This is a genomic window from Aliidiomarina haloalkalitolerans (assembly GCF_003987315.1).
GTDB lineage: Bacteria > Pseudomonadota > Gammaproteobacteria > Enterobacterales > Alteromonadaceae > Aliidiomarina > Aliidiomarina haloalkalitolerans.
In genome coordinates this window covers 138,319-161,187 of record NZ_PIPI01000005.1, presented here as the reverse complement: position 1 = coordinate 161,187, position 22,869 = coordinate 138,319, and the positions used below count along the sequence as shown (strand labels likewise).

The following is a 22,869-nucleotide window of genomic DNA, read 5'->3' as shown; positions in this document are numbered from 1 at the left end:
CCTTAAAGCAATTTAGCTAAGTAACAGATGCACCGACACAGACACCAATAAAATGGCAAATGCTCGCTGCAAATAGCGTACGGGTAAACGATGGGCAATGGCGGCACCAACCCGGGCAAAAATCACCGAAGTCGCTGCGATGGCAAACCATGCTGGTAAATACACATAACCGATTAAGCCGGGAATATCTCCGTGCTTCAGTTCCGGTGCCAGTAGCATGTAACTAAAGGTTCCCACAGCCGCTAACACCACACTGCATACTGCCGCAATGGCCACCGCATTGCGCATGGCCACTTGATAATAATGCAGCAACGGCACCACTAAGGCGCCGCCTCCGATGCCCACGAGTGCAGCAATCGTACCAATGCCTACACCTATGCCGCGCACCACTTGTGGATTATGTTGCCGGTCTTGTGCTTGTGGACGCTGCTTCCAGATCATTTGCAGCGCCAGCAACAACAAAACGATAGCAAAAACCCGCTGCAATACGTCCGGCGGCAATCGCGCCCCTAAAGCCCCACCAATAAATCCGCCAACCACCATCGCTGGGGCAATTAACTTCACCCACGACCACTGCACATAACCACGTTTAGCGTGAGCGCGCGCACCTGAAAGGGTCGTTAGCATAATCGTCGCTAAGCTTGTGCCAATCGCCGTCGGTACCACAAGTGCGGTCGGCATTCCCATTATCGGCAATAAATAAATGAGTAAGGGGACAATTAAAATACCGCCGCCAATGCCCAGCATGCCCGACAGTAAGCCCCCGGCGACACCGCCTGCGAGACAGATCAATAAGCTCATTAACATGGTTACTTGCCCGCCCGGACAAACCCACCAAGCCCTAAACCTTCAAGTTTAATTCGCAACAGTCGCCGCACTTGGTCGGGATGTGTTGAGCTCATCACTTGGGTTAGTAGCACCTGCAACATTTTGCTGTCGAGATGACGCAAAATCCAGCGTATTTTATCAAGGTTGTGCGTACTCATCGACAATGAACGATAGCCCATCGCCACTAAGAGAATTGCTCCACCTGGGTCGCCCGCCATTTCCCCACAAACGCTCACCGGCTTGCGCAATTCGGTACAGCGTTGAATAATGTGCTGCAGCGCATGCAACATCCCCGGGTTGAGAGTGTCGTACAGGCTCGCCACGCGCGGGTTGTTGCGGTCAACGGCGAGCATGTACTGAGTTAAGTCGTTCGTACCTACCGAGAAGAAATCAACTTTCGGGGCAATCGCATCAAGTTGATAAAGCAATGCAGGCACTTCAATCATGACACCGACCAGCGGTCGCTTAAAATCTAAGTTCGGGTTGGTTTGCACCAATTCATTGCGCACTTCAAAGTAGGCTTGGTTAATCAGTCGAGTCGCTTCTTCCACTTCATCGACGGTGCTGATCATCGGCAATAAAATTTGTAAGTTGTGCAAACCGACATTGGCGCGCAGCATCGCTCGTACTTGCACCAGGAAAATCTCTGGGTGGTCTAAGGTCATGCGAATGCCACGCCAACCAAGGAATGGGTTTTCTTCTTGAATTGGAAAATATGGCAATGGTTTGTCGCCGCCAACATCGAGGGTCCGCATCACCACAGGTTTGTCACGACAACTCTTTAGGATTTGCTTGTACAACTGATACTGCTCTTTCTCAGTTGGGAAGCGTTCCCGCATCATAAACGGAATTTCCGTGCGATAAAGTCCAATGCCCTCGAACGGTCCAAGATTCTCGTGCTGATGATCCGCATTCAAGCCTGCATTTATTTGCAGTGAAATGGCAATGCCGTCTTCTGTTTCGGCTGGCAGATCGCGGTTCGCTGAGACAATCTCGACTAATTCGCGCTCTTCGTCACGGAGTATTTCGTATTCTTGAATCAGCTGTTGTGGTGGGTTAACGAAAATATCACCACTGTATCCGTCGACGATCAAATGCTGGTCAGACAGGTAAGCGAGCGGAATGTCGCTAACCCCAAATACCGCTGGAATGCCCATACTGCGTGCCATAATGGCCGCATGCGAGTTGGTTGAGCCTTGCAATGACACTAAGCCCTGCAATTTATCGCGCGGGACGCCGGCAAGCATACTTGCCGTCACTTCTTCGGCAATTAAGATACAAGCGTCGGGGAAGCTATGGTTTTGGGTTGATTTGTCCTGCAAGAACGACAAAATGCGCTGACCGAGATCACGTACATCCACCGCTCGCTCGCGCAAGTAGGAGTCGTCGAGCTCCTCAAACTGAGAGACAAAATCATCGACTGCCATTTTGACGGCGGTTTGCGCCATCCAGCCGTCTTTGATTTTTGCTTCTACCGCGTCACCTAAGCTTGCCGCATCGAGCATGCTTTGATAAACGTCAAAAATCGCCAACGTATCTTCGGCCACATACTCTGCAACTTGCTCTGCCAGCTCACGCAACTGCATGCGAGTTTGCATGACCGCCTTGCGGAACTTATGAATTTCACGCCATGGGTAGTCGGTTTTGCGTGGCACCACCGAACTTAATGTCGCTGGCGGTCGACCAATAAAAGCCTGACCAATTGCAACACCGGGTGCTGCGGCCAGTGCTCTTAGATTACGGAGCCAAGGCGAATAGTGACCACTAACTAACCCGCGCGCTTCAGCGTGTGCAATAACGGTTGCCAGCTGCGCAGCTAATGTGACTAAAAAGGCTTCTTCTTCACCGGAAAAGGCGCGGGCTTTTTTCTGCTGTGCCGCAAGGACACCAAGAACTTTACGTTGATGAATAATCGGCGCAACCAACATGGCGCGAAAGGCTTCTTCGCCAACCGATTCAACGAGCTTAAAATTTGGGTGTTCTACGGCATTGGCAACGTTCAGCGGTTCTTCCCGCTGCGCCGCTAAACTAATCAGGCCTTCGCCGAAATTCAAAGCCACCCGCTCATGCTCTTGCAGCACAAGCCCTTCGGTGGCCATGAGTACAAACTGTTCGGCTTCATGGTCGGCAAGGTACACCGAACAAACGTCACTGCCTAATGCTGCCCGTGCTTTTTCGACAATAGTCCGCAGCGCCGAATCTAAATCCGGCGCTTGATTCACGGCCTCTACAATTCGCTGCAGTACAGTTAGCATGAGTTATCGTTTACGCTTATGTCGTTTCGGACGGGATTTGTTTTTGAACGGCATGGCTATTGCGGCGAATTCTTTCATCACCCGACGGTAAACGTCGCGCTTAAAAGCCACCACTTGCCGCACAGGGTACCAGTAACTCACCCAGCGCCAGCCATCAAATTCAGGATGGCCAGACTGGAGAACGTCCACATCCGCTTCGTCACAGGTCAGTTTCAGCAAAAACCACTTTTGCTTCTGGCCAATACACAGCGGACGCGTCCCTTTGCGCACCAATCGTTTTGGTAGTCGATACCGATACCAAGTGCGACTGGTATAAATCAGTTCCACTTGGTGCGGTCTTAAACCAACTTCCTCATAGAGTTCACGGTACATCGCTTGCTCGGGAGATTCACCATCGTCAATCCCTCCTTGCGGAAACTGCCAACTCTGTTGACCAAAACGCCGTGCCCAAAATACTTGCCCATGCTCGTTACAAATCACTATGCCGACATTCGACCGATATCCTTCGGCATCAATCACGCGAGCATCCTCTCAAATCTTGCATTACCCTGATTTGACCACAAAGCAGCGCTCGCGGCAAATATCTTGTTGAGTCCAGAGGCCTTTTCGTCGTCACCCAAAGCCACTCTGAACCACTGCAGGCTTGGCGCTTGCGTCCACTTGCACAAATGCCTAACATGACGGACATGATCACCGTTCATTTGGAGCATGACTGTTGACTGCCTCCCCACTCGCAATAGCCACAACACCACCCGCTGATATTGAAGAACTCATGCAGCGCGCCGACCAACTTATCGGTCAGTCGTTTGGTGACTTAGCCCGCTATGCTGGGGTCGAGGTACCCACTTCCATGCGCCACGCAAAAGGTTGGGCGGGGCAACTCATCGAGCTGTATTTAGGTGCAACGGCAGGGTCAAAGCAACAACAAGACTTTCCCACTCTCGGTGTTGAACTCAAAACCATCCCGGTTTCTCCAGACGCCAAACCATTGGAAACGACCTATGTCTGCATTACGCCTTTACTTGGCTTAAATGGTGTCACTTGGCAGCAAAGTAATGTGCGCAATAAGCTCCAACAAGTGTTGTGGATTCCCGTTGATGGCCGCCGCGAAATACCGATTGCAGAACGCACCGTCGGCATCCCTATTCTGTGGCAGCCAAGTCCTGAAGAAGATCAGCTGTTACGTCAAGATTGGGAAGAAATCAGCGAACAAATCATCCTGGGCCAAGTGGAATCACTGACCGCCCGGTTTGGTACTGCTCTGCAGTTGCGCCCTAAAGCTGCGGATGGTTCACGCCTAACCGATGCGGTTGGTACCCATGGCGAGCTCATCAAAACACGTCCACGTGGCTACTATTTGCGTAAAGAATTTACGCAGCAAATATTGTTACAAGGCTTACAGCAGCGGCTGCAAGCAGGGTTAACATTTTAAATGCAGGTTTCCCGATGAGTACGCCACAGGTCATTATTCGCCCCAGCAGTAAACGTCACGGTCAGTTTTTGACGCTGCTCGGCGTGGCTCTCGTTCTCATCCTCTTTATCTGGAATCTCGTTGCACCTTTGCCGTTGGCTGTTTTAATTGTCACCTTAAGTGCGGCCATCGTGCTCAGTGTCATTGGCATTGCGAAAGTGCTGGAACCGGACGCCGCACTGACGGTCACGCCGCAATTCATTTGTTATCAACATCGCAAGGGGCAGTGGCAATTGGCATGGGACAATATTCTGCGCTTTGACCAACCCCGCATTCAACGTTTTCTCGATTTACAAGACATGCCCTATGTTGGTTTTCGTTTGCATTCGTACCATGACTTCTTGGGACAGATTTCGCAGCGCATGGCGGTTCATTTAATGCTTGAACAACGTAACCTATTGGTGGTGGCACTGCGTTATGAAAAGCCAAATGAGCGCGACTATGCTCAGTATTTCGACGTACCGCTGAAATACAAAAGCAATGAGGGACATGTTTATGAGGGCGTAAAAGCGGCGTTTTGTTGGCGCATGGAGCAATTGCGCGAGTTATTGGGCTATGACTTGTATATCAGCGAAAACGCATTCGATCGCCCCGCTGATGAATTTGTGCAATTGTTGCGGCAACTGCGTGCAACCCGCAACAATCATATCGAAAACAAGCCGACTAGCGAGGGTACGGATCCGCCAACGCATTAAGCTGTGGACGGGCAAAGTGATAACCTTGCATCAAATAAATGCCGAGGTCTTTTAACGCCGACACTTCGTCAGGGGTTTCAATGCCTTCCGCAATCACTTTAATGTCGAGCTCACACGCTACCGCAAGAATACCCTTTACGATAATTTGATTAACTCGCCGTTCGTGAATATTACGAATCAAGTTCATGTCGAGCTTGAGTAAGTCGGGTTGAAAGTCAGCTAGTAAATTCAAACCCGCATAGCCTTCACCAAAATCATCAATTGCAGTTAGGAAACCATGCTTTTTGTAAGTATCGAAAACCTCAACTAACAGTGAATGGTTTTCTATCTTCTCGTGCTCTGTTACTTCAAAAATAATATTCTGATGCGGAAAGCTTAGCTTTTTGGCAGTTCGCAATGTCCGCTCTAAGCATGTTTCTGGCTCATAAATCGCATTGGGCATAAAGTTAATGCTCAGTTTACTCTTAAGAGCCAGCGCTGCAGCTTGTTCAATGGCTGTCATGCGACAGGTTTGATCAAACGAATACATATTATCTGACGTGATTTGTGCTAGCACTTCCCCAGCGCCCTGCCCTTGCTCTCCGCGCACCAGCGCTTCATAGGCATACACTTTCTCAGCCTGAATATCGACAATCGGTTGAAACGCCATTTGGATATTGAAGCCTAAATTTTGGTAACACGAACATGTTCCGCACGCTGGCATGGGGAGTCCTTTAAATTTTGGTTCTGCATTAACGTCAGCTATGGCTATAATTTGCAGAGTCGTCATTGTTAGCGCAGACTGACCTCTAAGTCATGTAAACGGGTAGAGGTTAGCCATGTGTTTAACCATACCTGCATTTACAGAAAAAGCCTAGAATTGGTTCACCAAATAGCAAGGTTATGGTAACAAAAAGTGGCAGCTACATAGGCAGCATTGCCGATAGACTCCAAAAGAAGACAAGGAATCCCTGTGACAGAAATACTTAACCAAGGCGGCAAGCCTTACCATGTAACTGGTTGGCGCGAGTGGCTAGCACTACCAGACCTCGGCATTCACAAAATCAAAGCCAAAGTCGATACTGGCGCACGGACATCCTGTTTGCATGCGTTCCAATTAGAGCCATTTGAACGCGACGGTCAGAACTGGTTACGCATCTGGGTTCACCCTATCCAAAACGATTTAACTGAGCATGTTTGTGAAGCGCCGATTCTCGAACAGCGCCAAGTCACCGACTCCGGTGGCCATAAGGAAATGCGCTATGTGATTCGAACGCGAGTGATCATTGGCAATGGCGACAGCCGCCAAGAATTTTCTGCTGAATTAACGCTCACAAATCGTGATACAATGAAATTTCGCATGTTGTTGGGGCGTCAGGCTCTCAATGGGCGTTACTTAGTCAATCCGCAAGCTTCTTATTTACAAGGAATTCCAGCATGAGAATCGCTATTCTCTCACGCAACAAACACCTCTATTCCACTCGTCGCCTCATTGAAGCAGGCGAAGCGCGCGGACACGAAATGCACGTGCTTGACCCCTTACGGTGTTACATGAACATTAACGCCAAAGAGCCCGAAATTCACATGCGTGGCAAAGAGCTACCGCAGTTCGATGCAGTGATTCCGCGCATCGGCGCTTCCGTAACTTTCTATGGCACAGCGGTATTACGCCAATTCGAAATGATGGGCACTTACCCGCTAAATGAGTCAGTGGCAATTAGCCGCAGTCGTGACAAACTTCGCTCACTGCAGTTGTTGTCGCGCAAAGGCATTGGTTTGCCAGTAACCGGTTTCGCGAGCAAACCGTCTGACATCCCTGACCTGATAGACATGGTTGGCGGCGCCCCACTGGTGATTAAATTACTTGAAGGTACCCAAGGTATCGGTGTGGTACTCGCTGAAACTCGAAAAGCGGCAGAAAGTGTAATCGAAGCCTTCATGGGCCTTAACGCTCACTTTATGGTGCAAGAATATATTAAAGAAGCCGGAGGCGCTGACCTGCGCTGCTTCGTTATTGGTGACAAAGTCATTGCCGCCATGAAACGCCAGGCCAAACCAGGTGAGTTCCGTTCAAACTTGCACCGTGGTGGCAGCGCAACGTTAGTTAAACTCAGCCCAGCTGAGCGAGCCACCGCGGTTAAAGCCGCCAAAACCATGGGCTTAAATGTTGCAGGGGTTGACCTCTTGCGCTCAAACCACGGCCCATTGGTCATGGAAGTGAACTCCTCACCGGGTCTTGAAGGTATCGAAAGCGCCACTGAAAAAGACGTCGCAACCCAGATTATTGCCTTTATTGAAAAAAACGCAAAACAGCATAAAACACGTACGAAAGGGCGCGGTTAACGCCCGTTTGTCGTCGCATTAGAGGAATCATGCTATGGCGCGTAAACGCAGCCAACCTTTTCAGCTCGGTGAAACAAGTGTCGCTCCGGGTACGCAGGAACGTGTGCTGCTGCCTGCGGCGCGGCTTTATTCAGATACACCGCTCGATCTTCATGTTGAAGTTCTGCATGGCACGAAACCTGGGCCAGTGTTATTGGTGTGTGCCGCCATCCATGGCGACGAACTCAATGGAATCGAAATCTGTCGCCGATTAATTCAGCTTGTCGATCCCCGTGAATTATCAGGGACGCTCCTGATTGTGCCAGTTGTGAATATGTTCGGTTTTATCCAACAAACTCGCTATTTGCCTGATCGCCGTGATTTAAATCGCTGTTTTCCCGGTTCCGAGCGCGGTGCCTTGGGCAGTCGCCTAGCGTTTTTATTTCGCACCCAATTGGTGGAGCGCGCGACCCATATTATCGATCTCCACACCGGCGCGATTCACCGCAGTAACCTGCCGCAGATTCGAGTGAACTTCGACAATTCAGAAGCAACTGCGATGGCCGAGGCATTTAATTGCCCCGTAATCATGAACTCAAAAGATCGCGACGGCTCTTTGCGTTCAACGGCCAGTGAATTCGGTATTCCGCTTATTCTTTACGAAGCAGGCGAAGCACTGCGTTTCGATTACGCGTCCATTAAAGCAGGTGTGAACGGCGTCACCAACGTCATGAAAATGCTAAAAATGATGAAAGGCCGACGGACACGCAAAAAGGTCACACCAGTGTTTTCTCAGCGCTCGGTGTGGATGCGCAGTGAAGGCGATGGCTTGGTGATTCTGAAAGTCGAACTTGGCCAACAGGTCAATCGTGGGCAGCTGCTGGCCCACATTGCGCCGCCTCATGGTGGTGAGCATACATCCGTCTTCGCTTCGGTTAGTGGCATTGTCATTGGCATTAGCAACATTCCGGTCAGTAACGAAGGCGAAGCACTGTTCCACATTGCATGTTTTGATGCCGACGAAATTCCTTTGGCCAGCGAAATGGTGGAAACTTTCGTCGAAGCTTACCCTGACCGACTGAGTTAAACCGCAATATGTCATTACCTGCTCACACTCAATTACTCATGCGGCAACTCGACTGGTTGCCGCAGTCTCGACTCCTGCTGGTAAATCCGCCCGCGGAGCAAAGTCGGAGCCTGAAAAACGAAGGCTTTGAGACCGTCAGTTGGCATTTATATGCCTCAGCTGCGCATAACCTCGGACCCGGCGAGCAGCTGACGCCGTTCTTACAAAGCTGCCCAGACATTGACGGCGTGGTTGATGGCAGGGTTGATGGCAGGGTTGACGGCAGGGTTGATGGCGTAATTGTCAACGTGACCAAAGAAAAGCAATTAACGCACATGCTCATGGCCAATTTAGCGGCCCTGTTGCCGGTGCAGACACCGGTGTTTTTGGTCGGTCATAAAGAAAGCGGCATTCAATCTTACGCGAAACTCCAATTCTCCGGTTATTCCCCAACCGAAAAACTCGCGAGCGGTAATCATTGCCAATTGATGCGCTGCACGTTAACGGCACCGCAAACCTTTACTGCCGACGACTACCTGACGTCTTATCAGCTCGATGACCAATTCGGCGCCCTATCAATTTACAATTATCCGGGCGTATTCAGTCATAACCGGCTCGATGCCGGCAGCGCACTCTTGCTCGAAGCTCTTTTCCAGCAACCCAAGCAACATTTTAGCGGTCGTATGCTCGACTTCGCCTGCGGCTCGGGTGTGCTTGCCGCGGCCTTGCAACACTATACGAAGGCCACGCAAATGACGGGTATTGACGTCAATACCTTGGCACTGGCGGCAGCCGAAAAAACTTGGCAGCAACTCGGTTGCGAATTTGAGCTGATTGCCAGCGACGGCCTAAGTGTGCTTATGCAAAAGTCACCACAGCCACAATTTGATTGCATTGTCACCAATCCGCCTTTTCATACGGGGAAACAGACCGACTACCAGATTACCCAAAGCTTTGTCCGCGAGTGTCGCCAGTTTTTGCGTCCAGAAGGCCACTTGTATCTCGTCGCCAATAGCTTCTTACCCTATCGCGATGTTTTACAGCAAACGTTCCGACAGGTTAATGTGTTAGTCGACAATCGTAAATTTACCGTTTGGCATGCGCACTCATAAGTCGCTTAGGTATCTCATCATTTTAGGGTGGTAACATAGTCGTCATGCAGCGCACCGACAAGCAACATGCAAAAGAATCTCTCTCGCTAAGCAGCCGGTTATTTACACTGGTGTTTGGCTTGGTGACTTTGATGATGTTGCTTTACATTGCGCTCACCACACTGCTTACCTCGAATAACGAACGCATTCGTATTATTCAGCAAGCAGAAGTTGTCGCCCAGCAAATCGCGCTGAAGGCCGCTGGCGTTCAGCTTGACGATGACGAGGCCGTCGCCTTACTACAAGGCTTAGCTGCCTACGATGCGATTCAACACGCCCACCTCTATGCATACTCGCGCAATAGCTCGGTACTTGAAGTAGCGGCCAGTTATAATCAGCCTGGCCGCGCTGCCTTGCCGTCTCAAAGCGCTCAAATTAACGACATTCAGCCCTATCGATTTTTTGGCGAGCAACTAGAAGTTGTGCATCCCATTCAAGTCAGTCGTATGAACAATACGACAGCGACGATTGGCTATGTCTATTTGCGCGTGTCTCTCGAAGGTGTGACCGCGACCTATCAACGACATTTAGTCACAAGCTTTGGCGGTTTTGTCCTATTGTTGGTGACACTCGCTGTTGCATTGAAGTTATTCCTGTCCTACGTGCAACAAAACACCCAACGCTTTAGCCGCTTAATTAGCCAAGCCATCTTAGACGACCAATTGGATATTCATAAGAGCCAACCCATTGCCGACGAGTTTTTTGAGCTACGGTTACAAATTCGCAGGCTGTTAGAGAAATTCCGTCACGAAAAACGTTACGCGGCGCATAGTGCCAATCAAGCGCGCGATGCCTATGAAAAACTGGAAACTGAATCGCAACAACGGACCAATAATTTACGCGAAGTGAACCAAAAGCTCACGGAAGCACTCACCCAATTACATGCCTACCAACGTCGTCGCCTTGAACAAGACAAGCTAGCTTCACTCGGCGACCTCGTGGCCGGCATTGCTCATGAGCTGAATACCCCGCTTGGAACCAGTTTAACTGCGATTACTCGCTTACAACACGAGCAAGCCTCCATTATGGCGGCACACCAAGAAAAAAACCTTACCGCTGCTCAGTTTCAAGAGTTTCTCGACCACGGCGAAGAGATGTTGAGTCTATGCTATCGCAATGTCCAACGCAGCACTGAGCTGGTCCGCCATTTCCAACAAATGGCCATGTTTAATCGTACCGACGCACCGAAGAAAATCGCCTTGCCGGTATTTTTAAATACCTTGTGTGAACGACTTAAGGACGAATTAAATCTACCCGATTTTGTGCACATTTCTTGTCACGCCGACGACGTAATCGTGCACATGCGCACAATTATTGTCGAACATATTTTGACTGAGCTGCTCGACAATACAATTGCTCACGCACCAATCCGCCACGCCAATAACGATGTTGAGCCGTTGAAGATTGAGTTAACTGCGACGACCGACGAACATGCCATTATTCTCGTTTTTCGAGACAATGGGAAAGGCATTGAACCGCGTTTGAAGAACAAAATTTTTGAACCATTTGTCACCTCGAATCGAATGGAAGGTGATCAAGGCCTTGGTCTTTTCCGTGTGCACAGCTGGGTGACTAATTTGCTGCTTGGGGAGATCCGTTGCGAGTCAGACGTCTATATTGAAGGCGATGAAAACAAGGCGCACGGAACGACGCTGACGATTCGCATGAGTAAAGATCTAGAAAACGATGACTAATCAGGGAAGTTTCTGGCGAAAATGTTAAAAAATCGGGAAACTTACTTGCAATCATTCAGTCAGAGAACTTATTCTATTATATTAATTGTTAAAAATTGCGCGTCTCTTTTTGTCAGCTAGCGGAGAAATAAAAACAGCATGGAACCTAAAATGAACGTAAAACTTCTTATCGTGGAAGACGAGGTGGTAACACGACAAACACTGACTCGCCTGTTCCAACAGGAAGGTTACGAAGTGTTTGATGCTGCAGATGGCCGTCAAATGGAGCACATTATGGCGCAGCAGCAAATCGACATTATTATTATGGATGTCAACTTGCCTGGCCAAAGCGGTCTTGAGCTAGCGGAGTCTTTGCGCGAACAAAACAATATCGGATTGGTATTTTTGACCGGCCGCGACAGCGATGACGACCGTCTATTAGCACTTGAACTCGGTGCCGACGACTATCTCATTAAGCCATACAACCCGCGCGAACTGACCGTGCGCGTTCGTAACTTGGCGCGTCGTATCGAACAAATCAACGAAACCAAAGAGTCGGAAGTTGAAGGCAGCAAGCAATATCACTTCAATGGCTGGGTTCTTGACTGTGATAGCCGCTGCTTATATGCGCCGGATCGCAAAATGTTTCGCTTACCGAAAAGTGAATACCGCGCACTTGAATTATTCCTGAATAACCCAGGAAAAATTCATGACCGCGACACGTTAGTGCGGAAAATGCTCGATCGTGAATTACGCCCGAATGACCGCACCGTCGACGTTGCCATTCGTCGTATCCGTCGTCACTTCGAAGCGCATCCAGACACACCAAACCTAATTACAACCATTCATGGTGAAGGCTATCGCTTTGTTGGTGATGTCGAAATAAAAGTCGCCCAGTAGCGAATAGAATTGTTCCAAGGCCTCGCAACTCGCGAGGCCTTTTTGTTACTGGCTGCTCTGGTAAGCGATTCTTCGGCGCATTAGCCTTGGGTTAACAATGCACTATCTTGCTCGAACTGAGCTGGCCACGCCGCGACTGTCTCGTCAACTTCCTGCCACTGCCACTGCTCTTTTTCTAACCAAGCCATCACCTCACCGACACGCATGAGTCCAAGTGAACGACAGCTACCTTTAATCTTGTGTGCTTGCGAGCGTGTTGTGCGCTCGTCGCGCGCAACCACGGCCGCTTTTAATTCCACTACATAGTCCGGCATTACCCGTTGCAACATCGCAATACTGTCATTTAAACCGTCATGACCGAGCAAGGTCCGATACTGGTTGATGAGGTCCCAATCGATTGCTTGGTTATTTCGTGAGTTCATTCAATCCAAATGCCTATCTGCTGCGTAAAGGGAGGTCTACTATAACGCGAATTACTCGGACTTGTCCTTATTCTGTCATTTGGAATAGCGTATAACGAGAAATTCTGCGGAAGAGGTGAAGTTGTGGCCACTCTTGTTGTATAATTAGCGGTCATGTTTTTGAAAAAAGCAGCAAAGCGGAGAACGATTGCATGCCGACATCAATGCCGGATATTGCCAACCAGGTGCAAGCGCAAACCGAGGGAACTCTCGACTGGGTAGGCATGAGCCAAATTGAAATGCCGATGATGGTTGCCAGCGAAACTGGTCTGCCGCAGCAAGTCGGTGCTCGTATTGAGGCCTTTGTGAGCCTTGACGACCCGAAAGCGAAAGGCATCCACATGTCACGTTTGTACTTGGCCGTCGATGAACTTGCCAATGACAACGTGTTAAGCGCCAGCAGCATCAAAGAATTACTGGGTAAATTCATTGCGACGCATGAAGGGCTAAGTCAGTCTGCACGCGTTTCTTTTGCTTTTGAGTATTTACTTCGCCGCAAATCATTAATCAGCGGCAAGCAAGGTTGGAAAGGTTACCCAGTCACCGTCAGCGCTGAGCGTGTGGGTGATCAAGTCACCTTAGAGCTCGAAGTGGGCGTGACCTATTCGTCAACCTGCCCGTGTTCAGCTGCGCTTGCGCGTCAGCTCATTCAGCAAGCGTTCCGCGAGCGCTTTAGCGAAGAAGACGTCAGTCGTGAAGAGATCGTGGCTTGGTTGGGTACCACCGAAGGTATCGTGGCAACGCCACACAGCCAGCGTTCACTTGCTGAAGTGAAAGTTAAGCTAACTGACAACGTTGATATTCTGCCGATCGTAGCAATGATCGATCGCATCGAAAACACCTTAAAAACGCCGGTTCAAGCCGCTGTAAAACGCGAAGACGAACAAGAATTTGCGCGTCTTAACGGTCAGAACCTCATGTTCTGTGAAGACGCGGCGCGGCGCCTGCAACATGAATTAAATCGCGTCTCGACCGTCCGTGATTTCCGCGTGCGGGTGAATCATTACGAGTCATTGCATGCCCACGACGCCGTGAGTATCACAACAAAAGGAATTTCTGGCGGTTATCGCCCATAAATTCGTGTATAATATTCGGCCTTAAATTTTAACTCAGCTAGCGAATCGAGCGTAATGAAAACGTACGACATTATCGGCGTAGGAAACGCCTTGGTCGATCAAGAATTTAAAGTCACTGACGAGTTCTTGGCGCGCCATAATATTGAAAAAAGCATCATGACTTTGTTGGACGAAGCCCAACAACAGTTGTTATTGGCCGAATTGCACAAAGAATTCACCCTCGAAAAACGTGTCGGTGGTGGCTCTGCAGCAAACAGTTTAGTTGCGTTTAGCCAATTTGGTGGCAAGGCGTTCTACTGCTGTAAAGTTGCCAACGACGATGACGGTAATTTCTACCAGCAAGATCTCGATCGCGCTGGCGTGTCTACGCACCTCGTTAAACAAAACAACGACGGTCATACCGGCAAGTGTGTCGTCATGGTCACCCCTGACGCCGAGCGCACTATGTGTACGTTCTTGGGTATCACCATCGACTTCTCTACCGAAGAGCTCGAACCGGAAGTGGTTGCCGACTCAAAATATCTGTACGTCGAAGGTTATTTGGCAACGTCTGAAATTGCTCGCGCAGCGGTGCGTGAAGCCCGTGAGGTGGCCGAGCAAAATCAAACCAAAATTGCCCTAACTTTCTCTGACTCTTCTATGGTGAAGTACTTCAAAGAAGGGTTGGACGAGTTTTTGACACCTGGCGTCGACATTTTGTTTTGTAACCAAGAAGAAGCTGAAATCTATACCGGCAAAGAAGGTATCGAGCCAGCTATGGAAGCGTTGTTGCAATTTGCTCGTCAAGTGGTCATTACCCGCGGCAAAAATGGTGCATTAATCGGCACCAAAGAGCGTCGGATTCAGGTGCCAGGCTTCAAAGTTCAAGCGATTGACACCAATGGTGCCGGAGACATGTTCGCTGGGGCCTATTTATTCGGTATCAGCCAAGGCCTAACGCCTGCTCAAGCAGGTACGTTAGCTAGTCGCTCGGCCGCCGAAGTGGTCAGCAATTATGGCCCTCGTTTAAGTATTGCCCAACAGCAAGCAATTCTTGCGGAATTAAACTTAGTTGAGGAGCTGGCTGCCTCTTAAGCCGCCAGTTCATTCATTCATCGAATTGAGAGTAGTAACATGAGCGCATTTCAAGATTACAAAGTTGCAGATATTAGCCTCGCCGATTACGGCCGCAAAGAAATTCAAATCGCTGAGTCAGAAATGCCAGCATTGATGGCTATCCGCAACAAGTACAAGGCAAGCCAACCGCTGCAAGGCGCGCGGATCATTGGTTGTATCCACATGACCATTCAAACTGCAGTACTGATTGAAACCTTAGTCGACCTAGGTGCCGAAGTGCGTTGGTCATCATGTAATATCTTCTCAACTCAAGACCACGCTGCCGCCGCTATTGCAGCTGCTGGCATTCCGGTTTTCGCGTGGAAAGGCGAAACCGAAGAAGAATACGAGTGGTGCCTTGAACAAACTTGTATGAAAGACGGCCAGCCTTGGGACGCCAACATGGTGCTCGACGACGGCGGTGACGTGACCTTATTAATCCACGAAAAATTCCCAGCTATGCTGGAAAAAATTCACGGCATCACGGAAGAAACCACCACTGGCGTTCATCGCTTAGTTGAAATGTTGAAGAAAGGTACGTTAAAAGTGCCTGCAATCAACGTTAACGACTCTGTTACCAAATCAAAAAATGACAACAAATACGGTTGCCGTCACTCGTTAAATGACGCCATTAAGCGCGCCACCGACCACTTGTTATCAGGCAAGAAAGCTCTGGTTGTCGGCTACGGTGACGTGGGTAAAGGTTCAGCTGCTTCTTTGCGTCAAGAAGGCATGATCGTCAAAGTCACTGAAGTCGACCCAATCTGTGCCATGCAGGCTTGTATGGACGGCTACGAAGTGGTGTCACCCTATATCGACGGCATCAACAGCAACGACGGTTCAACGATTAATCACGAATTGCTCGGCAACACCGACTTAATCGTCACCACCACCGGTAACGTTAACGTCTGTGACCGTTACATGTTAGCTGCCCTGAAAAAAGGTGCTGTGGTCTGTAACATCGGTCACTTCGACAACGAAATCGACACTGCTTTCATGCGCAAAAACTGGCGTTGGGAGCAAGTGAAGCCGCAGGTTCACACGGTATTCCGCTCTGACGATAGCAGCGATTACTTAATCCTGCTTTCGGAAGGCCGTTTGGTCAACTTAGGTAACGCAACAGGCCACCCAAGCCGTATTATGGATGGTTCTTTCGCTAACCAAGTCCTCGCTCAAATTCATTTGTTCGAGCAAAAGTTTGCCAACATGTCTGCTACCGACAAAGCTAAGCACTTAACTGTTGAAGTGTTACCAAAACAACTCGACGAAGAAGTTGCCCGCTACATGGTCGAAGGCTTCGGTGGCGTCATCACCAAAATGACCCAAAACCAAGCCGACTACATCGGCGTACCGGTCGAAGGCCCGTTCAAGCCAGACACCTACCGCTACTAAAAAAAGGGGCTTCCGCCCCTTTTTTGTGCCCACCGCTGCGGTGCTGGGTGGCTAACGTACCGCACACCGCTGCGAGAGCGGCGCTAGGTGGCGCCCGTACCGCCCACCGCTGAGAGATCGGTGCTAGGTGGCTTCCGCGTTTTACCGGAACCCATTTGTCGATCGCTCAAGTACATCCATGTATCGCTATGGCGTCGCCATCCATGGCGACGACATTCGTCAAATGGGTTCCGCCTCAACGCTCGCGCCACCTGCTCGCTCATTGCTGCGGTGAACGATGCGGGCGCCACCTGCTCGCTCTTTACTGCTGTGAGCGATACGGACACCTCCTGTTTTCTCTTTACTGCGGTGTGCTGCTCGGAGGCCGCACAGCACTAAGCGCAAGTGCGGACGAGGGGCTCGTTCTGAGAATGTCGTCGCCATGGATGGCGACGCCATAGCGCTACACGGATGTACTTGAGCGATCTCAGAATGAGCCCCTCGGTAGCACGGAAGCTGAATGCGCAGCCATTGTCTAAGCCATCCTCGACTAGGTATAATGGCGCAAATAATAATGAGAGAGTGGGCGTATGGCACGGTTAAGTTTTCGGCAGATGCAAGAGACGGATTTTGAGGCGGTAATCGAGCTGGGGAATAAAGTGCATGGTGAGAATTATTTGACGCCGGAAAATTTGGCTGATTTTTATGCACGCGGCCAAACCGAGTGTGGGCGCAATTTGCATTGGCTTGCGTATGCCGACGATGAACTTGTGGGTATTCGTATTACCTTTGCGCCGAATCAGTGGCCCGTCGATCAGCATTGCACGCCTGAGAAGTGGCCGTTTAGCGCTGACGAACTGTGTTATTTCAAATGCTCCGCAGTCGACCCGGATTTTCAGGGTGGTGGCGTGGGCAAGTCATTGCTGATGCACTCCATTATCGAAGCACAAGGTGCGGGTTGTTTAGGTGGTTTGGCGCATATTTGGAAACAAAGTCCAAACAACAGCGCATTTGAATACTTTAGTCGCTGTGGTGGCGAACTGATTGCGGAACATCAAAATCGTTGGCTGCAGTCTTCGTTAGACGAGGGTTATTATTGTCCGGTGTGCGACGGCGACTGCTATTGCACAGCCGCCGAAATGCTCTTGCGCTTTTAATCCTCGCTCGCTAGTGACTAAGAGCCGAACCAGCGTTGCCATTGATATAAGCCTCGCAGTGCCACTCGTCTGAATTGTGGCATGGGGTATTTCGGTAACGGGGTCTGATAAAACGGCAAGGCTGGTAAGGTTTCCCCTGCGGCTAATTGAGCTAGGCGCTTGCCGGCTAGGCTTGCAAACGCAACACCTGCACCACAATAACCGGCACTGGTAAATACGCCAGGGCTGGGGCTAAAAACTCTTGGCATCGAATCGAGTGCTACCGAAATCCAACCACTCCAGAAATAGTCCGCATACAAGCCTTCCAATTGTGGGAAGGTTTGTACCAAAGCTCGTTCCAGCCGTTGGCGTTGTTTACCGCTATCGGCGTCTTGACCACGCACGGCACCACGTCCGCCGAATAATATGCGACCGTCAGGTAATAAGCGGTAATAGTATTTCAGTAAGCGCGTGTCCATCACCAGATCATTAACGGTTAAGCCGAGCATTTGTTGCTCAACTGCATTCAATGGTCGGCTAACCAAGATACTCGACAAGACCGGAAATTGTCGTTGGCTAATATCGGCAAATGGCTGCGCCGGTAAATAGCCATTGGTACAAACCAGAACCTGTTGACAACGAATCGTCGAGCCGGCTGCTTCGAGTTCGTGTGTACCGTCCCCTAGTGCTTGCCAATGGGTGACTGGATGGCCCGTCACGATACTCACACCAGCGGCTTTCGCTTGTTCTAAATACACCGCGGTTAAGGCCCGTGGATTCAAGGCTGCAGCTGGGGTTAAGGCTAAACCACCATGACCCCACGGCAAACCTTGGATTTGCTGTTTTAGGCTGTCAGCCGTTAGCCATTCAGCGTCCAACAGAGTCGGTTGATAGGCTGGCTGTTGCTGCTGTAACAGCTGTGCCGCTTTGGCATTGTGGGCAATACGCAAATAACGGGCATGCGTGAAGTCACAATGATACTCACTGTGATCAATGGCTTCGTGGACATGGGCGATACTGGCGGCAAACTCGTTTTGCACTGCTTGTGCAACGTCGACGCCATATTTATTGCGGTAGTCTTGAAAACCTAAGCGGCCGGTACCGGGCAATAAAAAGCCCGCATTCCGCGAGCTTGCACCGGCACCAATGCTGCCAGCCTCTAGTAAAACAACTTGTTTGTTATACTCTTTTGCTAACGTCGCTGCCGCATTCAGGCCGGTATAACCAGCACCGATCACAACTACATCAGCTTGTGCAGGCAAGGCCACCGAATCCGAGTCCGGAAACGGTGTCACGGCTTGCCAGTAAGTTGCCATACCGGCTTCATGAAACGCCGGTATGGTTTTGCTTGTCAGTGGATCATACATGGAAAATTCCTAATCGAACGTTCTCACTTATAAACCAAAGATTACTTTTTCACTCTTCAGCATGCGTGTGACTACCCATACCAATATGGCGGTCAGCGCTAGAGTGACGAGTCCGCCAACGCCGACGTGCAGCCAATTAATGGCCTGGCCGCCTATGGTATTGAGTAACATTTGGTGCTGCGAGGTTACCGGTAGCACACTCAATAAAGGATGCTCTACGCGACTGAATTCAATCCCGAAAATCACTGCCACTGGAATAAACATCACCAACGAGATATAGGTTTGTGCTTCTTTAAATGACTTCGCGCGGAAGCTCACAAACAGCTGCAAAATACTCGCCAATAAGGCCAACGGAATCAGGGTCACGATCATCTGTGCCTGACTCACGGCTGACAAGCTAAATTCAATTCCGAGTTTTTCCAGTGGTACAAACACGAACACCAACGGGATCATCAATATACTCAGCACCGCACCCACAAACGCAAAGGTGGCAGCAGCTCCGGCTTTCGCCATCACTAGCCAATGTGTTGGTATCGGTTGGGCCAATAAAAACTCTAGCGAGTTACGTTCTCGTTCACCAGCACTGGTATCGATAGCTACATTCATGCCGGAGAAGAAAATCGCCATCAACACAAACACCATGACGGTGCCCAAGATTAAAGCGGCACGTGACTCTTTGGTTGCTGTGTCTTGTTTATCGACCACCAGCGGACGAATCACTTCAGCGCTAATACCACGCAAGGTTAAACGCTGTGCGGCAATGGTGCTGCTATACTCGCGAATCGCAGTTTCCACGCGATTACGCTGGCTACTTTCACTGCGTACTGAGTAATCGGCTCGCACGACGATATTGATCATCTCTGCGCGCGCTAACTTGTCTTGGTAATCCTGCGGAATAATGACATCGATATCGCGTGCTTTATTCTCTTCTGTACCCGCAAAAATGCGCCGCGAGCCAAGAAAATCGACAAATGCCGGCGCATATTCGGCACCTTCGATATTCACATACACATCGCTTTCAGACACTGCGTCATTGATAATCGCCATAAAGGCGACTGCCATTAAAACCGGTCCGAAAAATGCGTAAGACATAGCGGCCATGAGGCTACGACGATCACGAATCGCGTCGAGCATCTCTTTGCGCCAGATAGTAAAAAATAGCGATTTCATAGCATGATGCCCTCTTCGGTTCCGATTAACTGCACAAACGCTTCTTCAAAGCTGCTTTGGCCGGTGCGTTCACACAGCTCTTGCGGTGTTCCTTCCGCCACGACCTGTCCTGCCACCATAATCACAACGCGGTCACAGAGTGCCGCGACTTCTTGCATGACATGGCTGGAAAACAGGATGCAACGCCCCTGCTCACGCAGGCTGTAAAGCAGTTCACGGAGGATCCGTGTACTCATGACGTCAAGGCCACGACTCGGCTCGTCGAGGATTAAGTTTTGGGGTTGGTGCACAATCGCCTGGCCGAGCGCCACTTTCATGCGTTGACCTTGCGAAAACCCGGCCGTTTTACGGTCGGCAATATCTTGCATACCTAAGTCGTCGATGACTTTCTGCACTGCCTCGGCACCGGTTTTGCCATGCAAACCATGTAATGCAGCAAAATACGCGATGTGCTCGCGAGCGGTTAGGCGTTCTTGCAGACCGAATTTATCGGGAAAAATACCAATCCGCCGACGCACTTCCAATGGCTTTTGACTGGCATCAATTTGATCCACCATTGCGGTACCTTGGTCGGCATGAATTAAACCATAGATACTGCGTAAACAAGTGGTTTTGCCGGCGCCGTTAGGGCCCAACAAGCCAGTGATCTCGCCGTCTTTTGCCTCGAAAGACAAACCACGCAGCGCTTTTACGTCTTTATAAGACTTCTCTAGTCCTTGTGTAGTAATCATGCTTACATCCCCGCTGCGTTAACGTTGCGTACAAACGGTAACAACCGTGTTTGCTCCAAACACTTGCCATCCACTTCCGCTGTTGGGTTCTGTAAAAAGCGGTCGATCATACGGTTGGCACAGGTGTGGCTAAAGATCGTATGGCCACCGTGTTCGGCTACAAAATGCTGGCTGTTTGGTAAGGTTTCTGCGGCTAAATCACCCCACTCTGGCGGCGTGACCGGGTCTTGCCGACCTGACAACAATAGGGTCGGAATTTCGCTATACACAGGTTGTGCATGATCGAGACCTGCGAGCGGTTCTACCGGCCACCCGTTACACATGCGTTGAAACTCACGTGCGACACTGCCGCCAATAAAGCGGTTGTCGGCATCGCGCGCCAATAATTCGGCGTCTGCTCGTGGTAAGTCTTCTTGGCACAACACGGACATCATCAGGCCCATGTACAAAGGTGAATTGGTTTCAAAACTACCCGCTAAACCACTAATGGGTCGCCAGTTGCCGTTTGCCGCTTCGCGAATCGCCAGTGGCATCAGTTGCCGTGAGCGCGGTGAGTAGAGGGCTGCACGCAAAATGCTCGCTAACCGTGTTGCGGTCACTAATACTTCATGCGGTTCGTCACTGCGGGCATCACGAATGGTCAAACGCTGCGGCTGTTCAAGAAGTTGCTCACGCAATGCGTAGTAGGTCGCACTAATATCGCCAAACTCTTCTAAACAACCTTCTTGGGCCGCACAATCCGCGTTCATAATATCAAATGCGCGTTGGCTAAACGTCCCGAACGGGCCAATCACTACTTGCGTTGGTGCGAGGCCATCAAGTACAACACTGCGCAGCGTCTCAGGTTTCTCGCGCATCCATACCAGTCCAGCGCGTGTGCCATAGGAGCCGCCATATAAATTGACCTGCTGATAGCCCAATGCAGCCCGGACGCTATCGAAATCGCGAATAGCGTTTACTGTATTGTAGTGTTGAAAATCAATCTCTTGTTGGCTTTGAATATCCGCCGCACAGCCTGCAGCAATACCAGTCAGATCAACTTGGTCGTCTGGCACCAACATGTCACCTAAATCGCCGAGTGGGCATTCGAGCGGGTTTGACTGCCCAGTACCGCGTTGGTCAACAAGAATGATATCGCGGGTTTGCCGTACGTCACGAAACAACTGCGCTACAACACCGGTTAATTCGGTAGCAGCTTGACCTGGCCCACCCGCTAAAAAGAAGACTGGGTCGCTAGTCCGTCCCGAACTAACCGCCGGTAAACGCACCACGTAGAGGTCGAGCGTCCGTCCTTGTGGTTCATCGTAGTTTTCTGGCACGGTATAAAATCCACATTCGACTTGTTCAGCGAGTCCTTGCACGTGGCAGGGTTCCATCGTTAAACGCTGATTATTAGCGAATGCGGGATTGCTCATTGCATGGACAACGAGTAGTGCTGTCGTCGCTGCAATGCTCATTGCCGCTTTTGCGAGTGTTGTCATTGTTATTCTCACTTTTGTTGTACTTAATATTTTACTTATTCTGTTGATTGTTCGAGCAACAACTTACTTTTTTTCGTATAGGTAGCCGTGATAGGCCAATGTATTTTCAGCATCGACCGCTTGCTCGCGAAGCAAGGTGCGTTGCCATTGTTCAGGGTGATACTCAGGAAACCAGGTGTCACCGTCTACTTCTAAATCAATATGAGTCAGGTACAGCCTCGTTGCCAGCGGCAAAAAGGCTTGGTAGATCTGCCCACCGCCAATAATCATGATTTCATTCAGCGTTTGGCCATTGCGCTCAGCTTCTGCCTTTGCAGCTGCAATTGCGGCTGCGGGGGAGTCAACCACGGTGACTTCTTGCGGAAGGTCGCCGGCGTTGCGGCTAATGACGATATTGTGCCGACCCGGTAGTGGTCTGCCAATCGACTCAAAGGTCTTGCGTCCCATGACAATCGGTTTGCCCATGGTCAGGCTTTTGAAGTACTGCAATTCACCAGGCAAGTGCCAAGGCATATCGCCTTGCTTACCAATCACGCGATCATTCGCCATCGCGGCAATTAAAGAAATGTGCATGCGCTGTGCTCATTGTTATTTTTATAAGTAACAGACTGTATTGTAACTTGTTTTTAGGCAAAAAAACG

The 22,869-nt window shown here is 50.1% G+C and carries 23 protein-coding genes; 12 read left to right on the top strand and 11 right to left on the bottom strand.

Features of this window, described 5'->3' with window-relative positions; all coding sequences use genetic code 11:
* Window positions 1-12: 12 nt before the first annotated feature.
* Genes CWE06_RS08515 through rppH form a run of 3 tightly spaced genes read right to left on the bottom strand, consistent with a single transcriptional unit; the run spans window position 13 to window position 3,602 of the window.
* Window positions 13-801 carry a sulfite exporter TauE/SafE family protein gene (locus CWE06_RS08515; protein ID WP_157981160.1) on the bottom strand — a complete coding sequence of 263 codons (789 nt, stop codon included), beginning with the start codon at window positions 799-801 and terminating at the stop codon, window positions 13-15.
* 8 nt (window positions 802-809) lie between these two features.
* Window positions 810-3,083: a phosphoenolpyruvate--protein phosphotransferase gene (gene ptsP / locus CWE06_RS08510; protein ID WP_126793114.1), complete on the bottom strand. Its 2,274-nt coding sequence runs from the start codon at window positions 3,081-3,083 to the stop codon at window positions 810-812.
* A 3-nt stretch (window positions 3,084-3,086) separates the two neighbouring features.
* Complete coding sequence (gene rppH / locus CWE06_RS08505) at window positions 3,087-3,602, bottom strand: RNA pyrophosphohydrolase (protein WP_126793112.1); 516 nt, start codon at window positions 3,600-3,602, stop codon at window positions 3,087-3,089.
* Window positions 3,603-3,798: 196 nt separating this feature from the next.
* Here rppH and mutH point away from each other — a divergent pair, with 196 nt between their 5' ends.
* Together mutH and CWE06_RS08495 are read left to right on the top strand one after the other, a co-directional pair.
* The gene (mutH, locus tag CWE06_RS08500) at window positions 3,799-4,515 is read left to right on the top strand and encodes a DNA mismatch repair endonuclease MutH (RefSeq protein WP_275065574.1); all 717 of its coding nucleotides are present in this window, start codon (window positions 3,799-3,801) and stop codon (window positions 4,513-4,515) included.
* 14 nt (window positions 4,516-4,529) lie between these two features.
* Window positions 4,530-5,249, top strand: a complete 720-nt coding sequence (locus tag CWE06_RS08495; RefSeq protein ID WP_126793110.1) for a DUF2982 domain-containing protein — start codon at window positions 4,530-4,532, stop codon at window positions 5,247-5,249.
* Here the strand turns inward: CWE06_RS08495 and CWE06_RS08490 are convergent.
* The gene (locus CWE06_RS08490) at window positions 5,218-5,898 is read right to left on the bottom strand and encodes an EAL domain-containing protein (RefSeq protein ID WP_241972519.1); all 681 of its coding nucleotides are present in this window, start codon (window positions 5,896-5,898) and stop codon (window positions 5,218-5,220) included. The genes CWE06_RS08495 and CWE06_RS08490 overlap by 32 nt on opposite strands.
* A 303-nt stretch (window positions 5,899-6,201) precedes the next feature.
* On the opposite strand from CWE06_RS08490, the gene CWE06_RS08485 reads away from it, so the two are divergent.
* The 6 genes from CWE06_RS08485 to arcA all read left to right on the top strand — a co-directional run bounded on the left by CWE06_RS08485 (window position 6,202) and on the right by arcA (window position 12,340).
* Window positions 6,202-6,669, top strand: coding sequence for an ATP-dependent zinc protease family protein (locus tag CWE06_RS08485; RefSeq protein ID WP_420808528.1), 468 nt, complete (start codon window positions 6,202-6,204; stop codon window positions 6,667-6,669).
* On the top strand, window positions 6,666-7,571 hold the full coding sequence (gene rimK, locus CWE06_RS08480) for a 30S ribosomal protein S6--L-glutamate ligase (RefSeq protein WP_126793107.1): 906 nt from the start codon (window positions 6,666-6,668) through the stop codon (window positions 7,569-7,571). The genes CWE06_RS08485 and rimK overlap by 4 nt, the downstream gene beginning before the upstream one ends.
* A 34-nt stretch (window positions 7,572-7,605) precedes the next feature.
* Window positions 7,606-8,637 carry a succinylglutamate desuccinylase/aspartoacylase family protein gene (locus tag CWE06_RS08475; protein ID WP_126793105.1) on the top strand — a complete coding sequence of 344 codons (1,032 nt, stop codon included), beginning with the start codon at window positions 7,606-7,608 and terminating at the stop codon, window positions 8,635-8,637.
* Between the two features lie 8 nt (window positions 8,638-8,645).
* Entirely contained in the window at window positions 8,646-9,728 is a 1,083-nt protein-coding gene (locus tag CWE06_RS08470; RefSeq protein ID WP_126793103.1) for a methyltransferase, read from the top strand.
* A gap of 44 nt (window positions 9,729-9,772) precedes the next feature.
* Window positions 9,773-11,461 (top strand): sensor histidine kinase, encoded by a 1,689-nt coding sequence (locus tag CWE06_RS08465; RefSeq protein WP_126793101.1) that lies wholly within the window; start codon window positions 9,773-9,775, stop codon window positions 11,459-11,461.
* 150 nt (window positions 11,462-11,611) lie between these two features.
* Window positions 11,612-12,340, top strand: coding sequence for a two-component system response regulator ArcA (arcA, locus tag CWE06_RS08460; RefSeq protein ID WP_126793099.1), 729 nt, complete (start codon window positions 11,612-11,614; stop codon window positions 12,338-12,340).
* An 80-nt stretch (window positions 12,341-12,420) separates the two neighbouring features.
* Here arcA and CWE06_RS08455 read toward each other — a convergent pair whose 3' ends face one another.
* Window positions 12,421-12,762, bottom strand: coding sequence for an Hpt domain-containing protein (locus CWE06_RS08455; RefSeq protein WP_126793098.1), 342 nt, complete (start codon window positions 12,760-12,762; stop codon window positions 12,421-12,423).
* Between the two features lie 191 nt (window positions 12,763-12,953).
* On the opposite strand from CWE06_RS08455, the gene folE2 reads away from it, so the two are divergent.
* Genes folE2 through ahcY form a run of 3 tightly spaced genes read left to right on the top strand, consistent with a single transcriptional unit; the run spans window position 12,954 to window position 16,364 of the window.
* Complete coding sequence (folE2, locus tag CWE06_RS08450; RefSeq protein WP_126793096.1) at window positions 12,954-13,877, top strand: GTP cyclohydrolase FolE2; 924 nt, start codon at window positions 12,954-12,956, stop codon at window positions 13,875-13,877.
* Window positions 13,878-13,931: 54 nt separating this feature from the next.
* The gene (locus CWE06_RS08445) at window positions 13,932-14,951 is read left to right on the top strand and encodes an adenosine kinase (RefSeq protein ID WP_126793094.1); all 1,020 of its coding nucleotides are present in this window, start codon (window positions 13,932-13,934) and stop codon (window positions 14,949-14,951) included.
* A 39-nt stretch (window positions 14,952-14,990) separates the two neighbouring features.
* On the top strand, window positions 14,991-16,364 hold the full coding sequence (ahcY, locus tag CWE06_RS08440) for an adenosylhomocysteinase (protein WP_126793092.1): 1,374 nt from the start codon (window positions 14,991-14,993) through the stop codon (window positions 16,362-16,364).
* A gap of 219 nt (window positions 16,365-16,583) precedes the next feature.
* Here ahcY and CWE06_RS08435 read toward each other — a convergent pair whose 3' ends face one another.
* On the bottom strand, window positions 16,584-16,787 hold the full coding sequence (locus tag CWE06_RS08435; RefSeq protein WP_157981159.1) for a hypothetical protein: 204 nt from the start codon (window positions 16,785-16,787) through the stop codon (window positions 16,584-16,586).
* A gap of 146 nt (window positions 16,788-16,933) precedes the next feature.
* On the opposite strand from CWE06_RS08435, the gene CWE06_RS08430 reads away from it, so the two are divergent.
* Complete coding sequence (locus CWE06_RS08430; RefSeq protein ID WP_126793088.1) at window positions 16,934-17,500, top strand: GNAT family N-acetyltransferase; 567 nt, start codon at window positions 16,934-16,936, stop codon at window positions 17,498-17,500.
* A gap of 17 nt (window positions 17,501-17,517) precedes the next feature.
* Here CWE06_RS08430 and CWE06_RS08425 read toward each other — a convergent pair whose 3' ends face one another.
* From CWE06_RS08425 to folA, 5 genes are all read right to left on the bottom strand, one after another.
* A complete protein-coding gene (locus CWE06_RS08425) occupies window positions 17,518-18,846 on the bottom strand; it encodes an NAD(P)/FAD-dependent oxidoreductase (RefSeq protein WP_126793086.1) in 1,329 nt (442 codons plus the stop codon).
* Window positions 18,847-18,873: 27 nt separating this feature from the next.
* A complete protein-coding gene (locus CWE06_RS08420) occupies window positions 18,874-20,016 on the bottom strand; it encodes an ABC transporter permease (protein WP_126793084.1) in 1,143 nt (380 codons plus the stop codon).
* Window positions 20,013-20,747: an ABC transporter ATP-binding protein gene (locus tag CWE06_RS08415; RefSeq protein WP_126793082.1), complete on the bottom strand. Its 735-nt coding sequence runs from the start codon at window positions 20,745-20,747 to the stop codon at window positions 20,013-20,015. Before CWE06_RS08415 ends, CWE06_RS08420 begins: the two co-directional genes overlap by 4 nt.
* A 2-nt stretch (window positions 20,748-20,749) precedes the next feature.
* A complete protein-coding gene (locus tag CWE06_RS08410; protein WP_126793080.1) occupies window positions 20,750-22,228 on the bottom strand; it encodes an alpha/beta hydrolase in 1,479 nt (492 codons plus the stop codon).
* 63 nt (window positions 22,229-22,291) lie between these two features.
* Window positions 22,292-22,801, bottom strand: coding sequence for a type 3 dihydrofolate reductase (gene folA / locus CWE06_RS08405; RefSeq protein ID WP_126793078.1), 510 nt, complete (start codon window positions 22,799-22,801; stop codon window positions 22,292-22,294).
* Window positions 22,802-22,869 lie beyond the last annotated feature (68 nt).

What these genes read in the sequence shown, in the direction of transcription:
- CWE06_RS08490 (WP_241972519.1), bottom strand. Translation starts at nt 5,898, where the DNA reads ATGGCGTTTCAACCGATTGTCGATATTCAGGCTGAGAAAGTGTATGCC.
- CWE06_RS08475 (WP_126793105.1), top strand. Translation starts at nt 7,606, where the DNA reads ATGGCGCGTAAACGCAGCCAACCTTTTCAGCTCGGTGAAACAAGTGTC.
- arcA (WP_126793099.1), top strand. Translation starts at nt 11,612, where the DNA reads ATGAACGTAAAACTTCTTATCGTGGAAGACGAGGTGGTAACACGACAA.
- CWE06_RS08420 (WP_126793084.1), bottom strand. Translation starts at nt 20,016, where the DNA reads ATGAAATCGCTATTTTTTACTATCTGGCGCAAAGAGATGCTCGACGCG.
- ahcY (WP_126793092.1), top strand. Translation starts at nt 14,991, where the DNA reads ATGAGCGCATTTCAAGATTACAAAGTTGCAGATATTAGCCTCGCCGAT.
- CWE06_RS08430 (WP_126793088.1), top strand. Translation starts at nt 16,934, where the DNA reads ATGGCACGGTTAAGTTTTCGGCAGATGCAAGAGACGGATTTTGAGGCG.
- CWE06_RS08455 (WP_126793098.1), bottom strand. Translation starts at nt 12,762, where the DNA reads ATGAACTCACGAAATAACCAAGCAATCGATTGGGACCTCATCAACCAG.
- CWE06_RS08515 (WP_157981160.1), bottom strand. Translation starts at nt 801, where the DNA reads ATGAGCTTATTGATCTGTCTCGCAGGCGGTGTCGCCGGGGGCTTACTG.
- ptsP (WP_126793114.1), bottom strand. Translation starts at nt 3,083, where the DNA reads ATGCTAACTGTACTGCAGCGAATTGTAGAGGCCGTGAATCAAGCGCCG.
- CWE06_RS08410 (WP_126793080.1), bottom strand. Translation starts at nt 22,228, where the DNA reads ATGACAACACTCGCAAAAGCGGCAATGAGCATTGCAGCGACGACAGCA.
- folA (WP_126793078.1), bottom strand. Translation starts at nt 22,801, where the DNA reads ATGCACATTTCTTTAATTGCCGCGATGGCGAATGATCGCGTGATTGGT.
- folE2 (WP_126793096.1), top strand. Translation starts at nt 12,954, where the DNA reads ATGCCGACATCAATGCCGGATATTGCCAACCAGGTGCAAGCGCAAACC.
- CWE06_RS08470 (WP_126793103.1), top strand. Translation starts at nt 8,646, where the DNA reads ATGTCATTACCTGCTCACACTCAATTACTCATGCGGCAACTCGACTGG.
- CWE06_RS08465 (WP_126793101.1), top strand. Translation starts at nt 9,773, where the DNA reads ATGCAGCGCACCGACAAGCAACATGCAAAAGAATCTCTCTCGCTAAGC.
- CWE06_RS08435 (WP_157981159.1), bottom strand. Translation starts at nt 16,787, where the DNA reads ATGGCGACGACATTCTCAGAACGAGCCCCTCGTCCGCACTTGCGCTTA.
- rimK (WP_126793107.1), top strand. Translation starts at nt 6,666, where the DNA reads ATGAGAATCGCTATTCTCTCACGCAACAAACACCTCTATTCCACTCGT.
- CWE06_RS08495 (WP_126793110.1), top strand. Translation starts at nt 4,530, where the DNA reads ATGAGTACGCCACAGGTCATTATTCGCCCCAGCAGTAAACGTCACGGT.
- CWE06_RS08425 (WP_126793086.1), bottom strand. Translation starts at nt 18,846, where the DNA reads ATGTATGATCCACTGACAAGCAAAACCATACCGGCGTTTCATGAAGCC.
- CWE06_RS08445 (WP_126793094.1), top strand. Translation starts at nt 13,932, where the DNA reads ATGAAAACGTACGACATTATCGGCGTAGGAAACGCCTTGGTCGATCAA.
- CWE06_RS08415 (WP_126793082.1), bottom strand. Translation starts at nt 20,747, where the DNA reads ATGATTACTACACAAGGACTAGAGAAGTCTTATAAAGACGTAAAAGCG.